This window comes from Paenibacillus sp. FSL H8-0282 (genome assembly GCF_037963825.1).
Classification (GTDB): Bacteria; Bacillota; Bacilli; order Paenibacillales; family Paenibacillaceae; genus Paenibacillus_AQ; species Paenibacillus_AQ odorifer.
In genome coordinates, this window is record NZ_CP150146.1 from 113,894 (window position 1) to 136,650 (window position 22,757).

Annotated in this window: 18 protein-coding genes, 1 other RNA gene and 2 riboswitches; of the genes, 13 read left to right on the plus strand and 6 right to left on the minus strand. The window is 45.7% G+C overall.

Annotated features, from left to right (window positions below; genetic code table 11):
- Positions 1-40 precede the first annotated feature (40 nt).
- Positions 41-183: riboswitch (cyclic di-AMP (ydaO/yuaA leader) on the minus strand.
- 361 nt (positions 184-544) lie between these two features.
- The 3 genes from NST94_RS00545 to NST94_RS00555 all read right to left on the minus strand — a co-directional run bounded on the left by NST94_RS00545 (position 545) and on the right by NST94_RS00555 (position 4,236).
- Positions 545-973, minus strand: coding sequence for a C40 family peptidase (locus NST94_RS00545; protein ID WP_076130394.1), 429 nt, complete (start codon positions 971-973; stop codon positions 545-547).
- Positions 974-1,030: 57 nt separating this feature from the next.
- Positions 1,031-1,169, minus strand: a riboswitch (cyclic di-AMP (ydaO/yuaA leader).
- A gap of 218 nt (positions 1,170-1,387) precedes the next feature.
- Positions 1,388-2,218 carry a hypothetical protein gene (locus NST94_RS00550; protein ID WP_076280421.1) on the minus strand — a complete coding sequence of 277 codons (831 nt, stop codon included), beginning with the start codon at positions 2,216-2,218 and terminating at the stop codon, positions 1,388-1,390.
- An 11-nt stretch (positions 2,219-2,229) separates the two neighbouring features.
- Positions 2,230-4,236 (minus strand): M1 family metallopeptidase, encoded by a 2,007-nt coding sequence (locus tag NST94_RS00555; RefSeq protein WP_076187210.1) that lies wholly within the window; start codon positions 4,234-4,236, stop codon positions 2,230-2,232.
- Positions 4,237-4,339: 103 nt separating this feature from the next.
- Between NST94_RS00555 and NST94_RS00560 the strand changes: the two genes are divergently transcribed.
- Positions 4,340-4,846, plus strand: coding sequence for a YwhD family protein (locus NST94_RS00560; protein ID WP_036679953.1), 507 nt, complete (start codon positions 4,340-4,342; stop codon positions 4,844-4,846).
- 79 nt (positions 4,847-4,925) lie between these two features.
- Here the strand turns inward: NST94_RS00560 and NST94_RS00565 are convergent, their stop codons facing one another.
- The gene (locus tag NST94_RS00565; protein ID WP_038568063.1) at positions 4,926-5,399 is read right to left on the minus strand and encodes an AbrB/MazE/SpoVT family DNA-binding domain-containing protein; all 474 of its coding nucleotides are present in this window, start codon (positions 5,397-5,399) and stop codon (positions 4,926-4,928) included.
- Positions 5,400-5,604: 205 nt separating this feature from the next.
- Positions 5,605-7,671: a PBP1A family penicillin-binding protein gene (locus NST94_RS00570; RefSeq protein WP_280753842.1), complete on the minus strand. Its 2,067-nt coding sequence runs from the start codon at positions 7,669-7,671 to the stop codon at positions 5,605-5,607.
- 181 nt (positions 7,672-7,852) lie between these two features.
- Here NST94_RS00570 and NST94_RS00575 point away from each other — a divergent pair, with 181 nt between their 5' ends.
- The 3 genes from NST94_RS00575 to argS all read left to right on the plus strand — a co-directional run bounded on the left by NST94_RS00575 (position 7,853) and on the right by argS (position 11,788).
- Complete coding sequence (locus NST94_RS00575; RefSeq protein WP_076303417.1) at positions 7,853-9,037, plus strand: hypothetical protein; 1,185 nt, start codon at positions 7,853-7,855, stop codon at positions 9,035-9,037.
- Between the two features lie 625 nt (positions 9,038-9,662).
- Positions 9,663-10,106 carry a DUF1934 domain-containing protein gene (locus tag NST94_RS00580; protein ID WP_036679946.1) on the plus strand — a complete coding sequence of 148 codons (444 nt, stop codon included), beginning with the start codon at positions 9,663-9,665 and terminating at the stop codon, positions 10,104-10,106.
- Positions 10,103-11,788, plus strand: a complete 1,686-nt coding sequence (gene argS, locus NST94_RS00585) for an arginine--tRNA ligase (protein WP_036679944.1) — start codon at positions 10,103-10,105, stop codon at positions 11,786-11,788. The genes NST94_RS00580 and argS overlap by 4 nt, the downstream gene beginning before the upstream one ends.
- A gap of 128 nt (positions 11,789-11,916) precedes the next feature.
- Here argS and NST94_RS00590 read toward each other — a convergent pair whose 3' ends face one another.
- Positions 11,917-13,083, minus strand: a complete 1,167-nt coding sequence (locus tag NST94_RS00590) for a S8 family peptidase (RefSeq protein ID WP_036679942.1) — start codon at positions 13,081-13,083, stop codon at positions 11,917-11,919.
- Positions 13,084-13,543: 460 nt separating this feature from the next.
- Between NST94_RS00590 and rpoE the strand changes: the two genes are divergently transcribed.
- The 9 genes from rpoE (at position 13,544) to ffs (ending at position 22,711) form a co-directional block, all read left to right on the plus strand.
- Positions 13,544-14,092, plus strand: a complete 549-nt coding sequence (rpoE, locus tag NST94_RS00595) for a DNA-directed RNA polymerase subunit delta (protein WP_036679939.1) — start codon at positions 13,544-13,546, stop codon at positions 14,090-14,092.
- A 325-nt stretch (positions 14,093-14,417) separates the two neighbouring features.
- Positions 14,418-16,025 carry a CTP synthase gene (locus NST94_RS00600; RefSeq protein WP_076130377.1) on the plus strand — a complete coding sequence of 536 codons (1,608 nt, stop codon included), beginning with the start codon at positions 14,418-14,420 and terminating at the stop codon, positions 16,023-16,025.
- Between the two features lie 270 nt (positions 16,026-16,295).
- Positions 16,296-16,682, plus strand: a complete 387-nt coding sequence (locus NST94_RS00605; RefSeq protein ID WP_036679935.1) for a response regulator — start codon at positions 16,296-16,298, stop codon at positions 16,680-16,682.
- 207 nt (positions 16,683-16,889) lie between these two features.
- The gene (gene fba / locus NST94_RS00610; protein WP_036679934.1) at positions 16,890-17,744 is read left to right on the plus strand and encodes a class II fructose-1,6-bisphosphate aldolase; all 855 of its coding nucleotides are present in this window, start codon (positions 16,890-16,892) and stop codon (positions 17,742-17,744) included.
- Between the two features lie 188 nt (positions 17,745-17,932).
- Positions 17,933-19,186, plus strand: a complete 1,254-nt coding sequence (locus tag NST94_RS00615; RefSeq protein WP_036679932.1) for a UDP-N-acetylglucosamine 1-carboxyvinyltransferase — start codon at positions 17,933-17,935, stop codon at positions 19,184-19,186.
- A gap of 164 nt (positions 19,187-19,350) precedes the next feature.
- The gene (rho, locus tag NST94_RS00620) at positions 19,351-20,703 is read left to right on the plus strand and encodes a transcription termination factor Rho (protein WP_036679930.1); all 1,353 of its coding nucleotides are present in this window, start codon (positions 19,351-19,353) and stop codon (positions 20,701-20,703) included.
- A gap of 25 nt (positions 20,704-20,728) precedes the next feature.
- Positions 20,729-22,006 (plus strand): radical SAM protein, encoded by a 1,278-nt coding sequence (locus tag NST94_RS00625; protein WP_038568079.1) that lies wholly within the window; start codon positions 20,729-20,731, stop codon positions 22,004-22,006.
- A gap of 121 nt (positions 22,007-22,127) precedes the next feature.
- Positions 22,128-22,325: a 50S ribosomal protein L31 gene (rpmE, locus tag NST94_RS00630; protein ID WP_036679927.1), complete on the plus strand. Its 198-nt coding sequence runs from the start codon at positions 22,128-22,130 to the stop codon at positions 22,323-22,325.
- Between the two features lie 117 nt (positions 22,326-22,442).
- Positions 22,443-22,711: signal recognition particle sRNA large type (gene ffs, locus NST94_RS00635), an RNA gene on the plus strand.
- Positions 22,712-22,757 lie beyond the last annotated feature (46 nt).

A 22,757-nucleotide genomic window follows, 5' to 3' on the forward strand; every position in this document is an offset into this window, starting at 1 on the left:
AAGCTTAGTACTGCTGCTGCTAACTTCTTCTTCAAAAGTGTATACCCCTTCCAAATGCCTACGAGGTTAGCTTAAGGGTTCGGTTGAAGGTCCCCTATGACCCCTCTATATAATGGAGGTCAATTCACCCAAAGTTGGTTCCCCCGTTTTCCTAATAGTTAGGAAACTCGGCTCATACTGTTGATTAGGATTAGCTTGTAATCAATACATGACAAAACCTTTGTAAATAACAACTTAATGATTACAAAAATGTTACTAAAATCTCACTGCGCTAATTGTAACAAACAGAAAGCCGCTTGGCAATCGTTTTTAACATATTAATGCAGAAAAATTGGCATTTTTACGGTAGAAAGGCATATGTAAGCGTTAATAATGACCTAATTTTTAATATAATTGCAATTTTTATCAAATAAACGTGTTTCAATCGGGCTCTAATAGTGTAAAAATATATTATGGAAAAAGAAAAACCCGAATTTGATTACGGGCATAATCAGATTCAGGTTCATATAGTTGTAATTATGAGGTTATAGTTGTGAGGAAGGTTTCAATCGAAGGCTACAGCTTGATAAGCTGAAGTACTCATTACTCTTTTAGCGCCAACATAACGATTGGCCCAGTAGGCCTGACTGAGTGAAGTGATGGTCACTCCACGCGAAGAGGACGATTGTGCGAATTTTCCGTTTCCAACATAAATGCCGACATGGGATACTCCATTGCCAAGTGTGTTAAAGAACACTAGATCACCAGAACGCAGATTGCTTTTGGATACAGCAGTTCCAACGCTATATTGAGCTTTTGATGTACGAGGTAAAGTAAGACCCACATTCTTGAATACATATTTTGTAAATCCAGAGCAATCAAATCCGGCAGTGCTTGTACCTCCGGTTTTATAGGCAACTCCAATAGTCTTTGAGATTACAGTGTCCATCTTAGAGTCGGCAAAGGCGCTTCCTCCACCAATAGATAATGCCATTACAAGTCCTAGCGCCGCAGCGACGCATTTTTTTCTTAAATTATGTCTTTTCAAAAGATGTACTCCTTCCAAGGCCTGCGAGGTTAGCTTAAGGGTTCGGTAGAAGATTCCCTATGATCCCTGTAAAGCGAGATCAATTCACCCAAAATATGGTTCCCCCACTTCCCGGTGCAAAGGAATTAGGCGTGTTAAGCACCAAGAGAATGACGTTTCGACAGTTACACTTACGATAAATACATTTAGTTATGTAGGAATCGTTTCAATTGATTACAAAATTGTTACTAATAGCACAGGACTTATTGTAACAGAGCTTTTATGATTTTGCAAATACTCTTAAGTTATCCGTAATGGGAAAAAGTCCCAGCTCCTAAATACAGGAATTGGGACCTTTTTATTATGTCAAATAAGGTTAATTTATTGTGGAAATGCTTTGCTACGCCATAGATGATATTGTGCAGAGATTCCCCACATTTTTAAGAGCGTAGAAGGTAGTGGTGAGATTTGCCGTATTATAAGTGCCGGCAGGCCGGGACAGAACAGACCCGTCAGTCCGCACACTAGCAGTAGGAGCAAGCCTCCCGCACCAAGTACAATGGAAACACCTATAGCAGGAATCAGTGACCGCAAGCAGATGAACAGTGAGGAGAACATTCCTGTACCGCCGGTGTAACCAAACTGCATATATAGAAGAAACAGGCGCACGATAAAAATATATATAAGCCATGCCAATACGTATGGTACTAAATGAAGTAACAAAGTGTAGTTAAACAAAGAGGATAAGAACAGCCCGTACATTTTTGGAGCAAGCCAGTAAAGCGGCAGCAGGGTCAGCACCCATTCGATTAGGCTAAAGACTAAGACAGGTAGTCCATAGATCTTCATGCCGGGGAAAAAGAACAGCCCGCGCTCGCCCTTTCGCTCCTGGTGCAGCTCATGCAGCAATCCTGCCCTTATGAAAGGAGAAAGCAGAAGTCGCAAGACAACAAGTCCTAGAAGCATCCATAACCAAGTGCGTATCGCAGGGTCAGTATTCAAGCTGAACTGTCCCTCGATATAATACAACAGTCTGCCCATACCGCTGCCGCCGGCGTCTTTATCTGGATAGCGCAGTAGAATTGGAATAATAGCAGATCGGATGAAACCATACATAAAGTAGCCCCAGAGCAGTCGGTAGATGAAGAGCAGAATTAAAATATAAAATTGCTCCTTCATGCTTTGCCAGCCGCGGGTTATCGATGTTCTCACAATCATTCACCTCACCAGACAAGAGTTCCGAGCACGGTTTCAAGTAGTTTAGTTACACTTAACGTCCAGCGAGAGAGCGTCTTGGGCTCTATTTCCGCCAGCCTAAAGTTGTTTAAATGTTTGCTCTCCAATAAGATGGAATGCTCAGGGTCAATCTCAGCAGAGAGAAGAGGCTTATCGCTTAACAATTGAAACGTAGTCTCTGCTCCTTCACCGTTCCAGACCCGCTGCACCGAAGAGCTGTCGGCGAATGTGAATTTCACGGGAACATCAACGTAATGGCTCCCTTTATTTGAAATCTTCACTAATGATTCGTAGCTTTGAGCATCGCCGCTGTTATTTTTTTTAAAAGTAATCGTATCTACTGAGAAGTCAGGCGCACCATCACCATAAATGTAATCATCGAAATATGCCTGCCATGATTTTTTGGTTACCTTCTCAACGACTTTCTGAAAATCTGACGTAGCGGGATGCTGGAAACGGAACTTACGAGCGTAGGAGGACATGATGTTGTTCATTGCTTTGGTACCTACCTGGCGTTCGATATCTTTAAGTACAAGCTTGCCGCGGATATAAACATTTCGGCTATAGGAATCCGCCCCTGCATATTTCCACGTTTCCAGATTTAACGGCTCAGGTATAGTCACCAGGCTGGCCTGTAAAGGCAAATTAGACTTGATACCGTATTCTTGTTCCATAAGTCTGTCTTCGGCATAGGAAGTAAAGCTTTCATCCAGCCAAGCCTCTTCGAATTCATTACTGGCTACCATACCGTAGAAGTATTGATGGCCGATCTCATGAATGACGGTTCTTTCAAGTGAGGTATCTGGAGAAGAATCTGCGGCCCCAAAGGCTGTAATAAGGGTAGGATATTCCATTCCTCCAGCGCCGTTTCCCTCCTTAGGTGGGACGATAATAGACAGCGTAGAGTAGGGATAAGGGCCATACCATTTGCTGAAGTAGGTCAGGGCAGCCTTGGCAGCTTGAAGGTAACGCTCTTGTAAGTCTTTGTGCAGTGGGTCGAGATACACCTTAATTCGTACTCCAGGCACTTCCGGCGTAGAGAAAGCTTCCTCTGCTACTGTAAAATCAGGGGATGCAGCCCAAGCGAAGTCGTGGACATCATCGGCGTAGAACTGATATATTTTTTGATCTTGTTTGAGCTTGGCATTTTTTACAGGAAATCCGGTCGCAGCCACCGTATAGTTGGAAGGAACGGCAATCGTTACATTAAAGATGCCAAAATCACTGTAAAACTCAGAGGTCCCGTGATACTGATGCAGGTCCCAGCCTTCTTCTTTAACTCCGCGTGTGCCCTTAGGCTCGTATACACTAAGCTTAGGGAACCATTGCCCAGCCATAACGAAGTTACCTGAAGCACCCATGCGAGCAAAGATTTTGGGCAGCTGGACTTCATACTGAAGCTTAAGTGTTACACTTTCCCCACCATTAACAGGCTGAGGAAGATGTACCTTTAGAAGCGTCTTATCGTTGATATTGCCGTCATCAGGTTGAACATATTGCACTCTTTGCATTAGCGAAGTTCCCTCTGTCGTGCGCAGATCGGTCAGCGTCATATTTCCGAAGCCGTTCTCAGGCATGCTGTCGCCTCTGAGCGTCCCTCCGGATTCCTTCATAAAGGTGGTATCTGATGAGGCAAATGCATTTGGATACATGTGAAAATATAAATCACTTACTGGCTTTACTCCGGGGTGTGTCCAGGTTACTGTCTCAGAAGCTTTTAAGGTTTCTGTGTCAGGAACAAGCTGGACATCAATGTGATACTCGACTACCCGCTGGCTTAAAGCCTCCTCTGCCGGGACGGGTGCGCTCTCAGGCAATACCTGCTGTGGTACGGCTGCAGGCGCTGTGCCGCTGGAGGACTTGGCCTCTTTTGAAGCAAAGCTAGTAACAGAAGCTGTTGAGCTATCCCCTGAAAAGGCCCATATTCCTCCTCCCAGCAGCGCGAGGATGGCCAGGGTCGCAAAGATGATGTACTTTAATGACAGTGACTTCATAGTGTGATTCCTCCCGTGACAAGCATCTACGGGATGTATATGTTTGCAATCGCCGCATTATTAGCTAAAATTAAATTATTCGTAAGAGGAAGGGTGTGCACTCGTGGACAACATACAACCGGAGGGCAAGAAACAGATTGCCTTAAATATTGTGAACGCTAAAAGTAAACATAAAGGCTTTGGAGCAGGCTCTATAGATCTCAACAACGTTTCACCTGTCATTATTGATGGTGATGTGGCGGTTATTGATATCGGTGCCATGCATGCCAAGAGCAAGGTGGAAAAAGGAATTAAATTTTCCATGAATCGTGAAGATGTACCGAATGGAAGACAGGTTTGGGTGGTATGGGTAGCGGTAGACCGTACATTGGAAGCTCAATTTTATGGTGGAATCACAGCCTGTGAAATGTGGATTGATACAGAAGCGCGCCGCGGATGGAAAATTCTTGCCGAGCATGTCAATAAGCTGGATGCAGCTCTTAAACGCAAGATCGATGTGGCAGGGCTTGGAGCCATTGAGAAGTCGGCGCTCAAATCCCTTCTGATCTCTCATAATGAAGCATGGTGGAATGCATCCTCAGATGAGCTTAAAGCTGCACTGACTGAATAGTATAGGAGCCTCCAGAAGGGTTATCCGATATAGAAAAAGCTTCGACCTCCGGAAATAGGAGCGTCGAAGCTTTTTTAATTTATGATTTGCTTGTGCTGCTAAGCTTGCGTTTGAGCTGACTCACTCTGGCTTGGCTAATCCCGAGGATTTCTGCAAGTTCTTTTTGGTTGGCATAGGGATGATCTTCAATAGCTTGTTCCAGACGTTGGCACATTTCCTCTGTCTTCGACTTTCGGATGCTGGTGTTGTGCTCAGGTGCCTCAACAACAAAATCCTCACGTGACTCTGGCAATTGAGACATGCGTTCAGGATCGACAATTTCTTTTAGACAGCTGCTACAAATAAACTGCTCTTTATAGTAGGTGACATGGTCGTGGCTTCTGCAAAATGTACACTCTGTCGAGGTGTACTTCCTAAGGACGATGATTTTTTCGTCTAAAACAAAAAATTCGATAGGATCACCAATGTCGATATTACGCGTCATACGGATTTCTGCGGGAACCACAATTCTCCCAAGACTGTCTAAACTCCGGATCATGCCTGTATCCTTCATCCCATGTCCCTCATTTACATCATTATATTTTGGTTTCTAATAACTATTATAGCAGTAATTGAGAGTTAAGAGAATGGGGTAAGCATAATAAATAAAACGGTTACATCCCTTATGTGATAAGTGATATTTGAATTTGGAAATCCTGTTGTTACTACAATATATAACTTATAAAAAAAGAAAAACCCCTTCAATATAAATGAAGGAGCTAATTCAACCACCAGCGTTTAATGTTCTTCCATAGGGAACGATTCTCTTCAGCAGGATCTACCTTGCTTTGTGTGTCATCGACAGCAGGAGCGGCGCCAGTTCCATGCAGTTCGCAGTATTCGGTGGGCTCAGTTCCACTAATAAAGGTTTCCAGTTCTTTGTCGGGACATGCTGCTGTAGCAAGTTTACCGGATTGCGGATTGACGTATACGCTGACCACTCCATCTGGAATGGGGAAAATTTTTGGAGGGACATTTTCCAGCGCTTTTTCAGTAAATTGGGCGAAAATAGGAGCTGCACGCCGTCCGTCGGTAGTTGCGATGTCACGCCCCTTGTCGTACCCAACCCAGACTGCCGTTGATAGCTCCGGGGTGAAACCTACCATCCAGCCATCTGTATCCGTAGTACCGGTCTTGCCGGCTACCGGACGTTTGATTATGGAAGCCACACGATTGCCCGTCCCCCCAGTCTCGAATACCCCCTCCATTAAACGAGTCAGTACATAGGTAGCTGAAGGTTCTACGACGGTTACTCCTTTGGGTTGAGGTGCTTCATACAGGACCATGCCATTTGAATCGGTTATTTTTAGAATGGCTGTGGTCGGCATTTTCTGACCGCTGTTTCCAATTACAGCGAAAGCCGCAGCCATTTCAAGCGGACTGATCGGTGAAGTGCCTAGGGCCAGTGAAGGTACGCTTTGAAGTGGACTGTCAATGCCCATCTTCGCAGCCATTTCGCTTACTTTATCCGCGCCGATCTTCATAATTGTATTAACAGCATAGATATTGTCGGATGCTGCGATAGCTTGCCGCATATTAATTTCACCCAGATACTTATCTCCAAAGTTTCGGGGCTGATACGTTTTGCGGTTGTTATCATAATGAAACATCGTTGGCTGACTATTGAAGACCGAAAGTCCTGTCATCTCTTTGGATGAGAGTGCGGCCAAGTACATAATCGGTTTAAAGGAAGAACCCGGCTGGCGTGTGGTGGCCAAAGCATGATTGTACTGGTTGGTACGATAATTTTTTCCGCCGACCATTGCTTTGATGTAACCGGTGCGAGGATCGATGGATACAAGCGCAGTCTCCAGATCACTAGTTTGATCCATCTCTTTGTCAACGGCATTTTCTGCGGCATGCTGCATGTCAGGATCTAGGGTGGTATAGACATTTAGTCCGCCTTGCTCCAGCTCATCATTACTGATGTGGAGCGATTCTATAGCCAAATTGCGGATATAATCCCGGAAATAAGGCGCAGCTACAAGCGTATCCTTTTGCCCTTGCGGCTTGAAGTTTAAGTTCTCTTGGACGGCTTGTCCCGCTTCTTCCTGAGTGATATTACCTAAATTCGCCATGACGGTCAGGATGATTCTCTGGCGCTTTTTAGCATTGTCCATGTGGTTGTATGGTGAATAATAGGTAGGTCCCTTTGGAATTCCAGCCAGCATGGTACTCTCTGCCAGGTCTAAATCCGCTGCAGATTTCCCAAAATACATCCGTGAGGCTGCTTCAATGCCGTAAGCACCGTGGCCATAGTAGATATTATTTAAATACATGTTCAGGATTTCATCTTTGCTGTATTTCATCTCCAGCTGCATCGTATAGACAGCTTCTTTAGCCTTGCGCGTCCACGTTTTTTCATGGGATAGGTAGAGGTTACGTGCGAGCTGTTGAGTTAGTGTACTAGCACCCTGCGACCGGTTCCCCTCTTCCAGATTGACAAGAACAGCTCGTGCCATCCCTTTCAGATCAAATCCGGAATGCTCATAAAATTTACGATCCTCGACTGCTAGTGTAGCTTCAATGAGCAGGGGAGAAATTTGACTTAATTTGACCGGTTCGCGGCTGCGGCCGTCTGAGGTAAAGGTGGCAAGAACATTGCCCCGGGAGTCAAACAGCTTGGAGCGCACATCATCGCTAATCGGTGGAAGATCTTTTTGATATAGATAACCGAGCAGAGCTCCGGTGGTTAATACAAATAATATGATCAGGGCTGCCAGCAGCCGAAATAAACGCCGGAAGCGGCTTTTTCGTTTCGGTGGATTCGTTGATTCGCGTGTCATGGCACCAGACTCCTTTCTCTCATATTATGGGGAAGGATCTGGAAGGATATTCATTAGGGATATGGAGGGTAACAAATTGTTTCTATTTTGTGATTGTTTAAGGTAGATAGGGTATCCTCTCTGGCGGTATAACAGAGTAGGGATTGTGAGTAAGGGTATATACATATTAGGAGGTGTCATCATGAAATGGACGAAAAGGATTCATAAGACGACAATAACCGCCCTCTCGGCGACGCTTATTATGGTTTCAGGCTGGAGTGCACCTGTAACTTCTGTACATGCTGCGGCTACACCAGCACCAGCGACTTGCGGCACGGGAGATCACGGCTTGCTACAGGCCCTGCAAAACAAGCATTCAGGTGATGTATCTACACCGCTAAGCTTTTCTGATGTTCAGTTTTTGAATGGGAATACCGGACGGGCAGCAGGTAATGGATTTATGATTGGTACCTCTGACGGAGGTTGCCATTTTCAAGAGATCTATCAAGGCCAATGGAGCTTCAAACAATTCGATTTTCCCGATAATGTACATGGCTTTGCTCTTGCTTCTGTAGAGGAGGGGCAGGCTCAATATTTAATTGGTACTTCTAACGGTGGCTCGGAGTGGAAGAGACTTTCGAACAATGCCGTCAGCTTTGAAAGAATAAATTTTATCGATAGTAAGAAAGGTTTTGCTTATGAGAGAGCCGCAACGTATTACACCAAAGACGGGGGGCTGAGCTGGAGTAAGATTTCCACCCCACCCAATACACGAGGCGCTTATTTTAGTGACCGGAATACCGGCTGGGCGGTTGTAATCGTGCCCGGAAGCGGATATCGGGTAATGAAGACCACAGATGGAGGGGGAACTTGGAGCCTTTCACTGAAGGCGGCTTTTGCCGAGCCCGAGTTTGGACAAATCTCCGCTAAGGGAGATCAGGTCGCTGTAGTGCTCTATGGCGGTACGGGGATGAGTCAGACCTCCTACTCGCTGTACGAAAGTGCGAACAGGGGGAAAATTTGGAATCGTGTGATCGCTCAGGAAACTGCGGGCGGCGGACCTGCGCCAGGCAGCGGCAAGGCTGAATTCAATAAAGGGCCAGCCGCTGGCAAACCCGGGAACCTGCAGCTTGTAGGAAACAGCACATCCTTTTTAGTGGGGTTTTCCCCAGCAGCAGAGAAAGTGGCAGTTGGACGCTCTTATAACGGCGGTAAGCAATGGACTAATCTTCCGGAGCTCGCTGGTTATGACGGGGTAATCTCCTTCACTAGTAATAAAGAGGGCTGGCTCGCCATCCGTGAGCTTGATTACTCTTCCTTGTATGTGACCAAAGACGGCGGAGCTTCATGGGAACGCAGGTTTTCTTTAAAAGTGATGACCCAATAATTCTCTTCAATAAAAAATATAAGGGTCCGAAGTATTGTAAACATCGCAAATAGACAGCAGAGCAGCGATTCTCCGGATACTTGGAGAATCGCTGCTCTGTATTTTTTATCCTTGGTTGCTTGCTTGAATAGTACCCTTATCAGTGGCCTTATCAGATCCCTCATCCTCGGAGGGGTACGGACCCAGTTGACGTTATTTGCAAACTTTCGGCCTTTGGGATAGGGTTTCGGACTCCAGTAACACTATCGCCTAGAAAGAGGTTCAAATGGGTTGCTTTTTATGCCAATAGCGACTAAGGGGTCCGTTATCACACCGAATATGGAATCATACTGCGTTTAAGGTCATCTATGTCCGATAGGTGCTTGGTAGGTGCAAATATTATCGAAGTAAATGATATACATAGAGAATGGACGTTCAAAGTGTGCTTTTAATCATCAATATGGTAATATTTTATGTGCTTATGAAGATATGCTTGATTCTGTATTGAAATGCTTCTTTGAACTGGATTATAGTGTACAATGGGAAAGCGAAATAGGCCTTTGATTAATATAAAAATGTTTAAGCTTTGCCATTAGACGTTTTTCTTATGCAGAATGCAGAGGCTTGCAGAATGGAGGAACGTGTGATGCCTGAAATACAGTCTGACAAATATGATGTCTCTATTACGCTCGTGAGCCTTCAAGATGGTCAGCGAAATGTTATGGAAGCGAATGGAGAAGTAACATCCAAGGGACCGCATCTATATATTCAATATGAAGAATTAGAGCAGGGTCCTCGCGGAGAGGAAGTTTCTGTTCGTACAACGATAAAGATTGCAGGCAATCAACTGAAGCTAATCCGCCATGGCGGGATTCAGTCGGAGCAGAGCTTTGAAGCTGGACGGCGTCTGCCAGGATTCTACCGCTCGCCATATACGCAGTTCAATCTTTCTACGGAAACGAACAAGCTGGAAGTTGTGCGCGAAGGGCGTTCTTTAACGGTTGCCTGGGAATATGATTTGTACGTTTACGAGGAATTGACAGGAAAGTTCGCTATTAGTTTGCATATACAGGAGGAACCGAAATTATGACACATAGTAAGAATCCGTTAGAGCTTGTAAATGAACGGGTAAAAGAAGCCATCGCCGATGCGATTGTGAATGCTGGGCTGGTTGCACCGGAAGAGGTTCCGGATATTGTACTTGAAGTACCAAGAGATAAGGCGCATGGTGATTTGGCTACGAACGCTGCTATGCAGCTGACCAAAATTGCTAAACGTAATCCACGCCAGATTGCTGAAGCTATTATTGAGCATTTGGATACGAGCCGAGCTTCTATTGAGAAAGCGGAGATTGCAGGACCAGGCTTTATTAACTTTACCCTGTCTAAGAATTACTTGTACCCAATCATAAGCCTTGTTGCTGAGCAGGGGGATGACTATGGCCGTATTAATCTGGGTCAAGGTCAGAAGGTTGAAATGGAGTTCGTCAGTGCCAATCCAACGGGTAGCCTACATTTAGGGCATGCCCGTGGTGCTGCTGTCGGTGATGCGCTGTGTAATGTGCTTGATTATGCAGGTTATGAAGTGACCCGGGAATATTATATTAATGATGCCGGTAACCAAGTGGCTAATCTGTGTAAATCCATTGAAACCAGATACCTTCAGGAGCTGGGACAAGAGGCAGAAATGCCGGAAGATGGTTACCATGGTGAGGATATTAAGGGTTTTGCGAAGGAGCTTGTGGCAGAAAAGGGCGATACCTTGCTCGAGATGAGCCCTAGTGAGCGCGCTGCTTTTTTCCGGACCTATGGACTTAATAAAGAGTTGGATAAAATCAAACGTGATCTAGGTCTTTTCCGTGTAAACTTCGATATCTGGTTCAGTGAAACCTCGCTGTATGAGAACGGAGAAGTACTGCGCTCGCTGGACGAGCTCCGTGATCGTGGAGAAGTGTATGAGCAAGATGGGGCAACTTGGCTGCAAACGACAAAATACGGGGATGATAAAGACCGTGTCTTGATCAAAAATGATGGCACATATACCTACCTTACCCCGGATATTGCTTATCACAGCGATAAGTATGGCCGCGGTTACGATAAAATGATTAACATTTGGGGCGCTGATCACCATGGTTATATTCCGCGGATGAAGGCGGCAATGTCAGCCCTTGGCAATGATCCTGAGAAGCTAGTGGTTCTGATTGCTCAGATGGTCAGCCTGTTCCAGAATGGTGAAAAGGTCAAAATGTCCAAACGTACCGGCAAAGCGGTTACGATGGAAGATTTGATGGAGGAAGTAGGGATCGATGCGATTCGTTATTTCTTCACCATGCGCAGCATGGATTCTCATCTTGATTTCGATATGGATTTGGCGATCTCTACTTCTAATGAAAATCCTGTATTCTATGTTCAATATGCGCATGCGCGTATTTGCAGTATTTTCCGTCAGGCAGAGGAGCAAGGGATTTCTATCCCTGATTACGCGGAAATTGACTTCTCCAAGCTGACAGCAGTGCATGAATATGACCTGCTGCGCAAAATTGGTGAGCTCCCGGCAGAAATCGCTGTTGCGGCTGAAGGTTATGCTCCACATCGCCTCATTCGTTATGTATATGAGCTGGCTGCGATGTTCCACAGTTATTACAAAGCTGAACGTGTAATTACTGAGGATGCTGCTCAAACCGTGGCGCGTCTTGCTCTGCTTGGCGCAACACGTACTACTATTGCCAATGTACTGCGTCTTGTCGGAGTTTCTGCACCGGATCGCATGTAAATCAACAGCAAACGACAAAAAATCCGCCTTCCGGTTTCCTGGGGGGCGGATTTTTCTTTGCTGCCGTTCTTCGCACCGGCATCAGCTGCGCTAACGTCAGAGTGACCCACCCGGTGCCCGGGCGGGGTCTACACGTTCGCGGAGACCGAACGCTTCGCCCTTACTCCTGCTCTCAGCAGGCGTAGGGCATCGGCAGAGCCGCCGCCTAGGGATGCGCGGCGCTGCCCCTTACGCAGCCGCACCGGGGACGCGGTGCGGCGCAAAAGCAGCTTCAGCTCCCTTGGCGTGAGGCCCGGTCGCAGTGCGAGCAGCAGTGCTGCGGCTCCCGTGACATGCGAGGTCGCCATGGAGGTGCCGCTCATTTCTTTGTAGCCCTCCTTCAGCCAGCAGGAGGGCACGCCTTCGCCGGGCGCGTATACATCGATATATGAACCGCGATTGCTGAAGCCGGCAACCCGGTGTCTTTTATCAATGGCGCCCACGGCTATCGTCTCGGGATAACGTGCGGGATAGTCCCCGCCACGTTTGCCGTCATTCCCAGAGGAGGCAATGACGGCGATTCCGGCCCGATACGCTTTTATAACCACATTGTGGAGCGCTTTGCTTCTAGTCTTCATTCCAAAGCTCATATTAATGACGTCGATTCGGTTCTGCACACACCAATCAATACCTAGCACAATATCGGATACATAGGCTGATCCACTATGATCAAAAGCCTTGACTGGATATAGCAGCGCTCGCGGCGCCACTCCCATCATTCCGCGATTCCCCCCTGCTGCCGCTAAGGTTCCGGCGATATGAGTTCCGTGCCCATTATCATCCAGCGGCAGCATTCCGCGGTGTAGTAGGTTGACTCCAGTGGCTAATGAATGCTTCAGATCGGGATGACGGTAATCCGCGCCGGTGTCAATGACGCCGATTTTGACGTGAACTCCGGTTGATTTAGACCATGCCTGAGGAGCATGAATCGCTTTCACCCCCCATGGGAGCGCTGCGATTCCGCTTTTTTCGTTAGCTATGGAATGGATTTGGATTTGCAGATCGTCTTCGACATTTAGAAGGTCTGCAAATCGGTTCATCAGCTTTCCGGCGGCAGCGGGCACGAAGAAGGCCCGAATCAGCGGAGATACCTGTACTTGCCGCAGCTCGGGCTGCTTTGCTTTTAGAGCCTTCCATTGGGAGAAAGCTCCGGCATACTGGCGGGGATCGTTGAAGGTAAGAATACGCCGCTCACCATTTTTGGGGGCAACCGATATTTCTTCAAGAAGCATGTTCCAAAATTTGTAATAGTCCATAGGTTTCGCTGTCCCTCCTCGGTGCCCTGCTGCCATATTGTATGAGCGGAGGGAGGGGTCCGAATGGGAACTTGCCCTTTTTTAAGGAAATGGGCTGCCCAGCGTGTCAAAAGACGGCGCTTTACATAAAATAAACAGAAGAGATTAAAACTCTCTTTGTAACATCCCGTAAGGAGCCGATCCTTGGCGTGGATACAGTCATGCGCGGAGGTCTTCCTCCGCCTTTTTAAATCCCATTTCTAAAAACTTTGGGTGCGGCGACCCTTGCTACAATTACATATCAACTCTTCTTGATGAAGACAGGTTTCCTGTATGGATAATAAGCAGGAGGCTTTTTCTGTTGGGCGGTTCTTGCATTTGACTTGCATTTTGTTGTTAAATAGGTTTTACTTAGTTTTGTTAATGGATATTATTGAAATAAACCGTAATGTGAACAATGCGTGAGAGGAAGTGTCCTTTAGTGAGTACGCCACTCAATTTAAAGCTAGACCCTGAGAAAGTTAAAGAAATGCCAATGGTGGATCTTGCCTTTCTGGTGCTTAAAGCAGCCAATACACCGTATTATTACCGTGATCTGATGGTCGAGGTAGCCAAGTTACGCGGCATGACCGATCAAGAAAGCCAAGATACTATTGCCCAGTTATATACCGAGATTAACATTGACGGGCGTTTTGCCTGTGTCGGAACCAACCTTTGGGGACTGAAACGCTGGTATCCTCTTGAGCGCTCCGATGATCCGGTTGGTAACACTAAACGGGTGCGCATCATCAACGATGAAGACGATGATTTGGAAGATGACGATTTTGCTGATGAAGAAGAAAACTACACAGCTGAAGAAGAGGATTTCGACGCTATCGATGAAGATCGCGACGACCTCTATTCTGACGACGACAGCGAAGAAGAAGTCGACGAAGATGTCGTGATCGATGAAGATGACATAGACGAAGACGATACGGACGAAGACGATGCAGAAGATGGCGACGATGAAGATTCCGAGGATGACAAGTAAGATCAATAATCAGAAGAGTCTTGTCTGTGGCATAATTCCTCCCTTGACAGTGGGGGATCGTCAGAGTAAACTATTGCATGGGCTTATCATGTAAGTTAATAAACGTGTTTTCTAAAATAAAAAGTGCCCCGGTTCTACGGGTGTCACTTTTTTGTTTTTTTAGATGCAAAGTAGCTGTAGATTAATGGAATTTGAGGGATGACGGTTTATGTTTTCCCCGGTGAATTAAACTTTTGATTTCCCCTGTTTTGATGATAGTAAAACGGGTTACGATAAACACCATGTGCCGCTTTTATGTTTGGACTTTATTTAGGAGGGTTTTACAGTGACAAAGTATATTTTTGTAACGGGTGGCGTTGTGTCTTCCCTGGGTAAAGGCATTACCGCCGCTTCGCTGGGCAGGCTGCTCAAGAACAGAGGTCTAAAGGTAACGATTCAGAAATTTGATCCGTATCTTAACGTAGACCCTGGAACAATGAGCCCTTACCAGCACGGAGAAGTCTTCGTAACGGATGACGGTGCAGAGACTGACCTTGACCTTGGGCACTATGAACGGTTTATTGATATCAATCTGTCGAAGAACAGCAATGTGACGACAGGTAAGATCTATTCATCCGTAATCAGCAAGGAACGTCGTGGAGAGTACTTGGGTGGAACTGTACAAGTTATCCCGCATATTACGAATGAGATCAAAGAACGCGTGTTCCGCGCGGGCCGTGAGACCAACTCTGATGTTGTTATCACAGAGATCGGCGGTACTGTAGGGGATATTGAAAGTCTTCCGTTCCTGGAAGCGATTCGTCAAATCAAGAGTGATATTGGCCGGGAAAATGTGATGTATATCCACGTAACCTTGATTCCTTATATCAAGGCTGCTGGAGAAGTGAAGACGAAGCCGACACAGCATAGCGTTAAAGAGCTGCGCAGTATCGGTATTCAACCGAATGTCATCGTGTGCCGTACGGAATATGAGCTTTCCGCAGATATGAAAGCCAAAATCGCACTCTTTTGCGATATTGATGCTAATGCTGTTGTGGAATGCCGCGATGCTTCGACATTATATGAAGTTCCATTGAACCTTCGTGATGAAGGATTGGACGAGATTGTTGTTAATCATTTGAAGCTTACAACACCTGCGCCAGATATGCGCGAATGGGAAAGTATGCTTAGCCGGATTCAGAAATTAGAGAAGACAGTAGAAATCGCAATTGTAGGTAAGTACGTAGCACTGCATGACGCTTATTTGAGCGTTGTTGAATCACTTTCACACGCAGGTTTTGCTGCGAATGCAGAGGTTAAGATCCGCTGGGTGAATGCAGAGGAAATTACGGATGAGAACGTGGACGAAATGCTGCGTGGTATTGGCGGTATTCTTGTTCCTGGTGGTTTCGGTGATCGGGGAATCGAAGGTAAAATCTCCGCTATTCGTTATGCCCGTGAGCAATTGATACCTTTCTTTGGAATTTGCCTTGGAATGCAGGTTTCTGTAATTGAATATGGCCGTTCTGTTCTTGGACTACAAGGTGCAAACAGCTCCGAAATCGATCCAAATACACAATATCCATTGATTGATTTGCTTCCTGAGCAAAAAGATATTGAAGATATGGGCGGCACTATGCGTCTTGGGTTGTATCCTTGTAAGATTATTCCGGACTCTCTGGCAATGTCTTGCTATGATGATGAACTGGTATATGAGCGTCACCGTCACCGGTATGAGTTCAACAATGCTTACCGTGACGAAATTGAAAAAGCAGGACTGGTTATCTCCGGAACTTCTCCGGATGGCCGTCTAGTAGAGATCGTAGAGCTTCCAGAGCATCCGTGGTTCCTCTCGGTTCAATTCCACCCGGAATTCACTTCACGTCCGAACCGCCCGCAACCGCTATTCCGTGAATTTGTCAAAGCCTCTTTGACGCATTCCGAGCAGCAATAATTTATACACAGACAGAAAGAACCCTCGGTTCTTAAATAGTCGAAGAGAGCCTTCATCCGAAGGCTCTCTTTTTGTATTACCCTTTAATAGAAATATTGTAACTGACATTTATTTCATTTTAGACTCTTTATTTACCCATTTTATCCAATTAGCAGGATTTGGACAGTAAAGCACGAATAATAGGTTTCGTATGGAGTAGTTTCTAAAGGGGCCGGTCGCTGTGGAGAGCGCGGTATAGTCAATCTGCCTTAATTTCTGGGAGGGTATCGTATGGAAAAGAAGAAAGTATTAATTGTCGATGATCAGAATGGGATCCGGATTCTTCTTATGGAAGTGTTCAATAGTGAGGGATATACAACATTTCAAGCGGCTAACGGAAAATTGGCATTAGACATTGTTCGCAGCGAGTCACCCGATTTGGTCTTACTCGATATGAAAATACCGGGAATGGATGGACTCGAGATTCTGAAGCATCTAAAGGAGATCAATCCGTCCATTAAGGTCATTATGATGACGGCCTATGGTGAACTGGACATGATTAAGGAGGCGACCAAGCTAGGGGCGTTAATGCATTTTACAAAGCCGTTCGACATAGACGAAATGCGCGTAGCGGTAAACATGCATCTTCATAACAAGTCTGTGGATCAATGCAGTTAGAACGGTGATTTCTGTATCGGTCCTATTTCGCGTGGTGACTCCGAAGAGGATGAGTGTAATTGTTATATGGGCTGGATAAAAATCGTCCCACCGGGACATTTTTTTGTTTACCCTATTTAGTATTTGACACAGGATGTGCTATAATAAGCCTGTATGTGATGTCGGTTTAAAAACATAGCCAACCAACATTCTTAGGAGGATGAAACCATGCCATTAGTATCTATGACAGACATGTTGAACAAAGCACTTGAAGGAAAATATGCAGTAGGTCAGTACAACATTAACAACTTGGAGTGGACTCAAGCTATTCTTGGTGCCGCTGAACAAGAAAAATCACCAGTAATCCTTGGTGTATCTGAAGGCGCAGCACGCCACATGGGCGGCTTCACTACTGTTGTTAAAATGGTTGAAGGTCTAATTATTGACATGAATATCACTGTTCCTGTAGCTATCCACCTTGACCATGGATCTAGCTTTGATAAATGTAAAGCAGCAATTGATGCTGGATTTACATCCGTAATGATCGACGGTTCCCATCACCCAATCGATGAGAACATCGATATGACTAAAAAAGTCGTTGAATATGCTCACGCTAAAGGCGTTTCTGTAGAAGCTGAAGTAGGTACTGTTGGTGGACAAGAAGACGACGTTATCGGCGGCATCATGTATGCTAAGCTTGATGAGTGCGTACGTATTGTGAAAGAAACAGGTATCGACACCCTGGCTCCTGCACTTGGTTCCGTTCATGGACCTTACCATGGCGAGCCTAACCTCGGATTCAAAGAAATGGAAGAAATCCGTGACGCTACTAACATCCCAATGGTTCTTCATGGTGGTACAGGTATTCCTGAACATGACATCAAGAAAGCCATCTCCCTGGGTACTTCCAAAATCAACGTGAACACTGAGAACCAAATCGTGTTCGCAAAAGTGGTTCGCGAAGTTCTAGCTGCTAAACCTGATGCTTACGATCCACGTACATTCATCGCACCAGGTCGCGATGCAATCAAAGAAACCGTTATTGGTAAAATTCGCGAATTTGGATCCAACAACAAAGCCTAATCATTGTAGCTTCCGCCTCAGGTGGACAAGCAATTTGTTAAAGGATAGGGCTATTACTCTGTCCAGTTGAATAGTTTGATGAGGAAAGCACACCGCTTAGCCGGTGTCTTTCCATTTTCATCACTAAAAGTCCACAGCACGTATTGCCCACCCAGCTGCAATACACGTAGGGGGAAATTGATAAATCTATGGAAAAATTAATGATTGGCGGTGGACGTCCGCTAGAGGGCGTTGTAACCATCAGTGGAGCAAAGAATAGTGCCATCGCGCTTATTCCTGCGGCAATTTTGGCCGAATCTGAAGTTGTTCTGGATAATTTACCGTCCCTTAGTGATGTAGCCGTTTACTCCGAAATCTTGCAAGAGCTTGGCGCTAATGTATCCTGGTCAGGCAATCAGATGAGAATTGACCCTTCACGTATTGTATCTATTCCAATGCCCAATGGGCCGGTTAAGAAACTTAGAGCTTCGTATTATATGATGGGAGCTCTGCTTGGAAGATTCAAAGAAGCGACAATAGGTCTTCCTGGTGGCTGTAATTTTGAACCTCGTCCAATTGATCAACATATCAAGGGATTCGAGGCTTTGGGAGCAACAGTTACCAACGAACATGGTTCTATCCATTTATATGCAAAAGAGCTACGCGGTGCGAAGATTTATCTGGACGTATCAAGCGTAGGTGCCACTATAAACATCATGCTGGCGGCTTCACGAGCCAAAGGCTCTACAATTATTGAAAATGCGGCTAAAGAGCCTGAGATTATAGATGTAGCTACCCTATTGAACTCTATGGGCGCTGTTATTAAAGGCGCTGGTACAGAAACCATCCGGATCGAAGGGGTCTCGGAAATGCACGGTTGCCGTCATTCCATTATTCCCGATCGGATTCAAGCAGGAACTTATATGATTGCCGCTGCGGCTACGCGCGGTAATGTGTTGATAGATAATGTTATTCCTAAGCACTTGGAAGCCTTAACAGCCAAGCTTTTAGAGATGGGTGTGGATATTGAAGAGCTTGATGAAAGTATCCGAGTTATAGGTAGAGCTAATTATGAACATGCAGATGTTAAAGCACTGACCTATCCTGGATTTCCTACAGATTTACAATCTCCTATGACAAGTATGCTGACACAGGCAGAAGGGGTTAGTGTGCTTAGCGATTTCGTCTACAGCAACCGCTTCAAGCATGTGCCAGAGTTGGTAAGAATGGGCGCCAAGATTCGTGTTGAAGGCCGATCTGCAATTATTGAGGGCAGTAAACTTAATGCTGCTAAAGTAAAGGCAGCTGATCTGCGTGCGGGTGCAGCCCTTGTCATTGCCGGGTTAACAGTAGAAGATGGTATTACTGAAGTGACCGGCGTAGAGTATATTGATCGTGGTTATGATAATTTAGTGAGCAATCTTCGGCAACTTGGTGCTCATGTTTGGCGTGAGAATGAATAATATTAGGATATCCCGCTTGGAAGGAGTATTAATTTGCGGCCAAACCGCATATTTCCTTCCATTTGGGGTAATACTAACCTAATGAGCATTTTAATAGAATCATATTTTTGCCTAGTAGATAGACTAGGAAGAACTCATTTAAAAATTGAATAGGTGGTTATTACATGGATCTTCAAATTTCCGATCTGGAAGAAATGAAGCTGACCGAGTTATATAAGCTGGCCAAGAAATACCAGATTCCTTATTACGGACAGCTGAAGAAACGGGAACTGATCTTTGCGATCCTTCGGGCACAGGCAGAGCAGAGCGGTCTCATGTTTATGGAAGGCGTACTAGAAATTTTGCCTGAGGGCTATGGATTTCTTAGGCCGATTAACTATTTGCCCAGTGCTGAAGATATTTACATCTCAGCTTCACAAATTCGTAAGTTTGATCTCAGAAGCGGAGATCTTGTGTCTGGTAAATGTCGGACACCAAAAGAAAATGAACGATATTTTGGCCTGCTTCAAGTCAATGCCGTTAATGGCGAGAACCCTGCTAGTGCAGCGGAGCGTCTTCATTTTCCAGCATTAACACCACTTTATCCGCAAGACAAGCTACCGCTTGAAACATCCCCTACTCATTTGTCTACCCGAATAATGGATTTGCTCGCTCCTGTAGGTTTGGGGCAGCGGGGTTTGATTGTAGCACCTCCAAAAGCAGGAAAAACGCTCCTCTTAAAAGAAATTGCCAATAGTATTTCCACTAATAATCCTGAGATTGAGCTCTTTGTATTGCTGATTGATGAACGTCCTGAAGAAGTAACCGATATGCAGCGTTCTGTAAAAGGCGAAGTGGTTGCATCGACGTTTGATGAGCTTCCAGAGAATCATATTAAAGTGGCTGAGCTTGTGTTGCAAAGGGCACTTCGTTTAGTTGAGCACAAGAAGGATGTAGTTATTCTTTTGGATAGCATTACGCGTCTGGCGCGTGCTTATAATCTGGTGGTTCCACCATCTGGACGTACACTTAGCGGGGGGATTGACCCGGCGGCTTTTCACCGGCCGAAGCGGTTTTTTGGTTCTGCACGGAATGTGGAAGAAGGCGGCTCATTAACTATTTTGGCAACAGCATTAATAGATACTGGCTCGCGTATGGATGATATTATATATGAAGAATTTAAGGGTACCGGTAATATGGAGCTTCATTTGGACCGCAAATTGGCGGAACGCCGGATATTCCCAGCTATCGATATTCGTCGTTCAGGTACACGTCGCGAAGAAGTGCTCTTGAGCAAAGAAGAACTGGATACGATTTGGGCGATTCGCAAAAATATGAACGAATCCTACGATTTTGTGGAGGGATTCATCAAAAAGCTGCGTGATACGAAGACTAATGCTGAGTTCTTGGCATCCTTTGACGTTGCTGGGGCAAAAACAACACCAAACGGGACTGCAAGTAACGGGGGCACCTCCAACAGCGGTACAGCTGCTCGTCGTACCACGCGGGCGAAGACACCTTCAGTGCCTACAACTTGAGAATTGATAATAAGAGGAGACTAACATGTATTTGGTATATGCCGACGGGCAAGGAAACGTATATGATCATCCTGAACTGTACGGGCTAGCCCGTAGTGGGGATATGATTGTTGAAATGCTGGAGGAAGAATTAATTCCATTACCAGAAGGTGCTACGCTCGTGGGCTTGCCTAGTACACGTGCTGTGGGTATGAATCCTGAGACGGGTGAAATGATGTCTTTGCCGGAAGGTTCGCAGGCTGTCGGAGCGCTGCTGCCGCAAGGCTACACTCGTCTATGTCTTCCTGGTTATGTGAAGACAGATAAGTCTTATAAGCTTCCTCTGTTTGGGTATTCGGCTGTAGTGTGGAAGGATGGCGGGTTCTATGTTGCGGCAGACCCTACCGATAATCCAGAGAAATGGAATCCACTTAATTGTGACAAAGAAGATCTTGAAGTCAGTGTTGGTGAGATGACAGCCAAATATCCTGATAACCGCCTCTATGAGCATCTTTCTAACTGTGCGCTTGGCTATGAATGCCTGACTTCCTCCAATACCTTTTTAGGGCGTTGGGAGGGCGGTGTACCCGTCTCTTATTCATGTAATGCTGGATGTTTTGGTTGTATTTCTGAGCAACCTGATGATAGCGGCTTTGTATCTCCGCAGACTCGGATGAATTTCCGGCCTACGGTCAACGAAATTTCACAAGTTATGTTGGAGCATTTAAAGACGCCTGAATCGATTATCAGCTTTGGACAAGGCTGTGAAGGGGAACCTTCCACGCAGGCAAAACTTATTATAGAAGCTATTCGTGAAGTGCGCTCGATTACTGATATGGGCTATATCAATATCAACACCAATGCGGGATTAAGCGATCATATGCGAGGAATCGTTGATGCTGGGCTCGATTTGATGCGTGTCAGCACAATCAGTGCCCTTGATGACCATTATAATGCTTATTACAAACCACGCGGTTATACATTGGCCAATGTAGAAAAATCTTTGAAATACGCTGCTTCGCAGGGGGTTTACACATCGATCAATTATCTGATCTTCCCTGGAGTGACTGATCGCGAAGAAGAGATTGAAGCGATGCTGGAGTTTGTAAGACGTACTGATCTTAAGCTTATTCAGATGCGCAATCTAAACATTGACCCGGAGAGTTATTTAGAGTTGATTCCTCCTGCCCAGGGTGAAATCCTTGGGATGAAGACGATGCTTGATATTTTCCGCGATGAACTGCCGGATGTAGTTATAGGCTCTTATACACATGTGCCACCAGCAGATATGGCGCGGGCTAAGCGGCGGGGAATCAATATTTAAGCAGCTAAAATGTAAAAATGAAACATATTGCCCAATTTGATATTTCGTGCTAAAATACCACAGTGTAATCATATAACTCTGGGTCCGCATGAGGCTTAGGGCATGAGAGGTGAAATTCAAAATGCAAGAAGCAATTCAACCAAAGTATAATGTAACTAAGGTAACCTGCGCATGTGGCAACACTTTCGAAGCTGGCTCTGTTAAACAAGAGCTTCGTGTCGAAATTTGCTCCAACTGCCATCCGTTCTTCACTGGCAAGCAGAAGTTCTTGGATGCCGGCGGTCGCGTTGATAAATTTAAGAAGAAATATGGTATCTAATTTGAACAGTCGCTTTGCGGCTTAACGGTTAGATTGAGCCCCCAGTTGTATAGCTGAGGGGCTCATTTTATGTCTTGGAGTTGATTTTTGTCCGAGCGTGAGCTATACTTATCTTCGCCGTGCTAGACGGGGAGGTAGCGGTGCCCTGTAACTCGCAATCCGCTGTAGCGAGGTTGAATTCCTGTTAGAGGTGCTATCGATGTGAGGCCTTGGTTCCTACGGGCTGTGTTGACAGTTGGGTCCTCCGCAATGAGTGCTTATGAACCTGGTCAGGTCCGGAAGGAAGCAGCCATAAGTAAGATTACTCTTGTGCCGGAGGGTGGCCTAACTCGAGCAGTCATGTAGGGTTGCCGCTTGGATCGTAGCCATCAATAACAGGTGCACGGTTTATAATTCTGTTTATCATAGCATCTTTGCCACAAGCAAAGATGC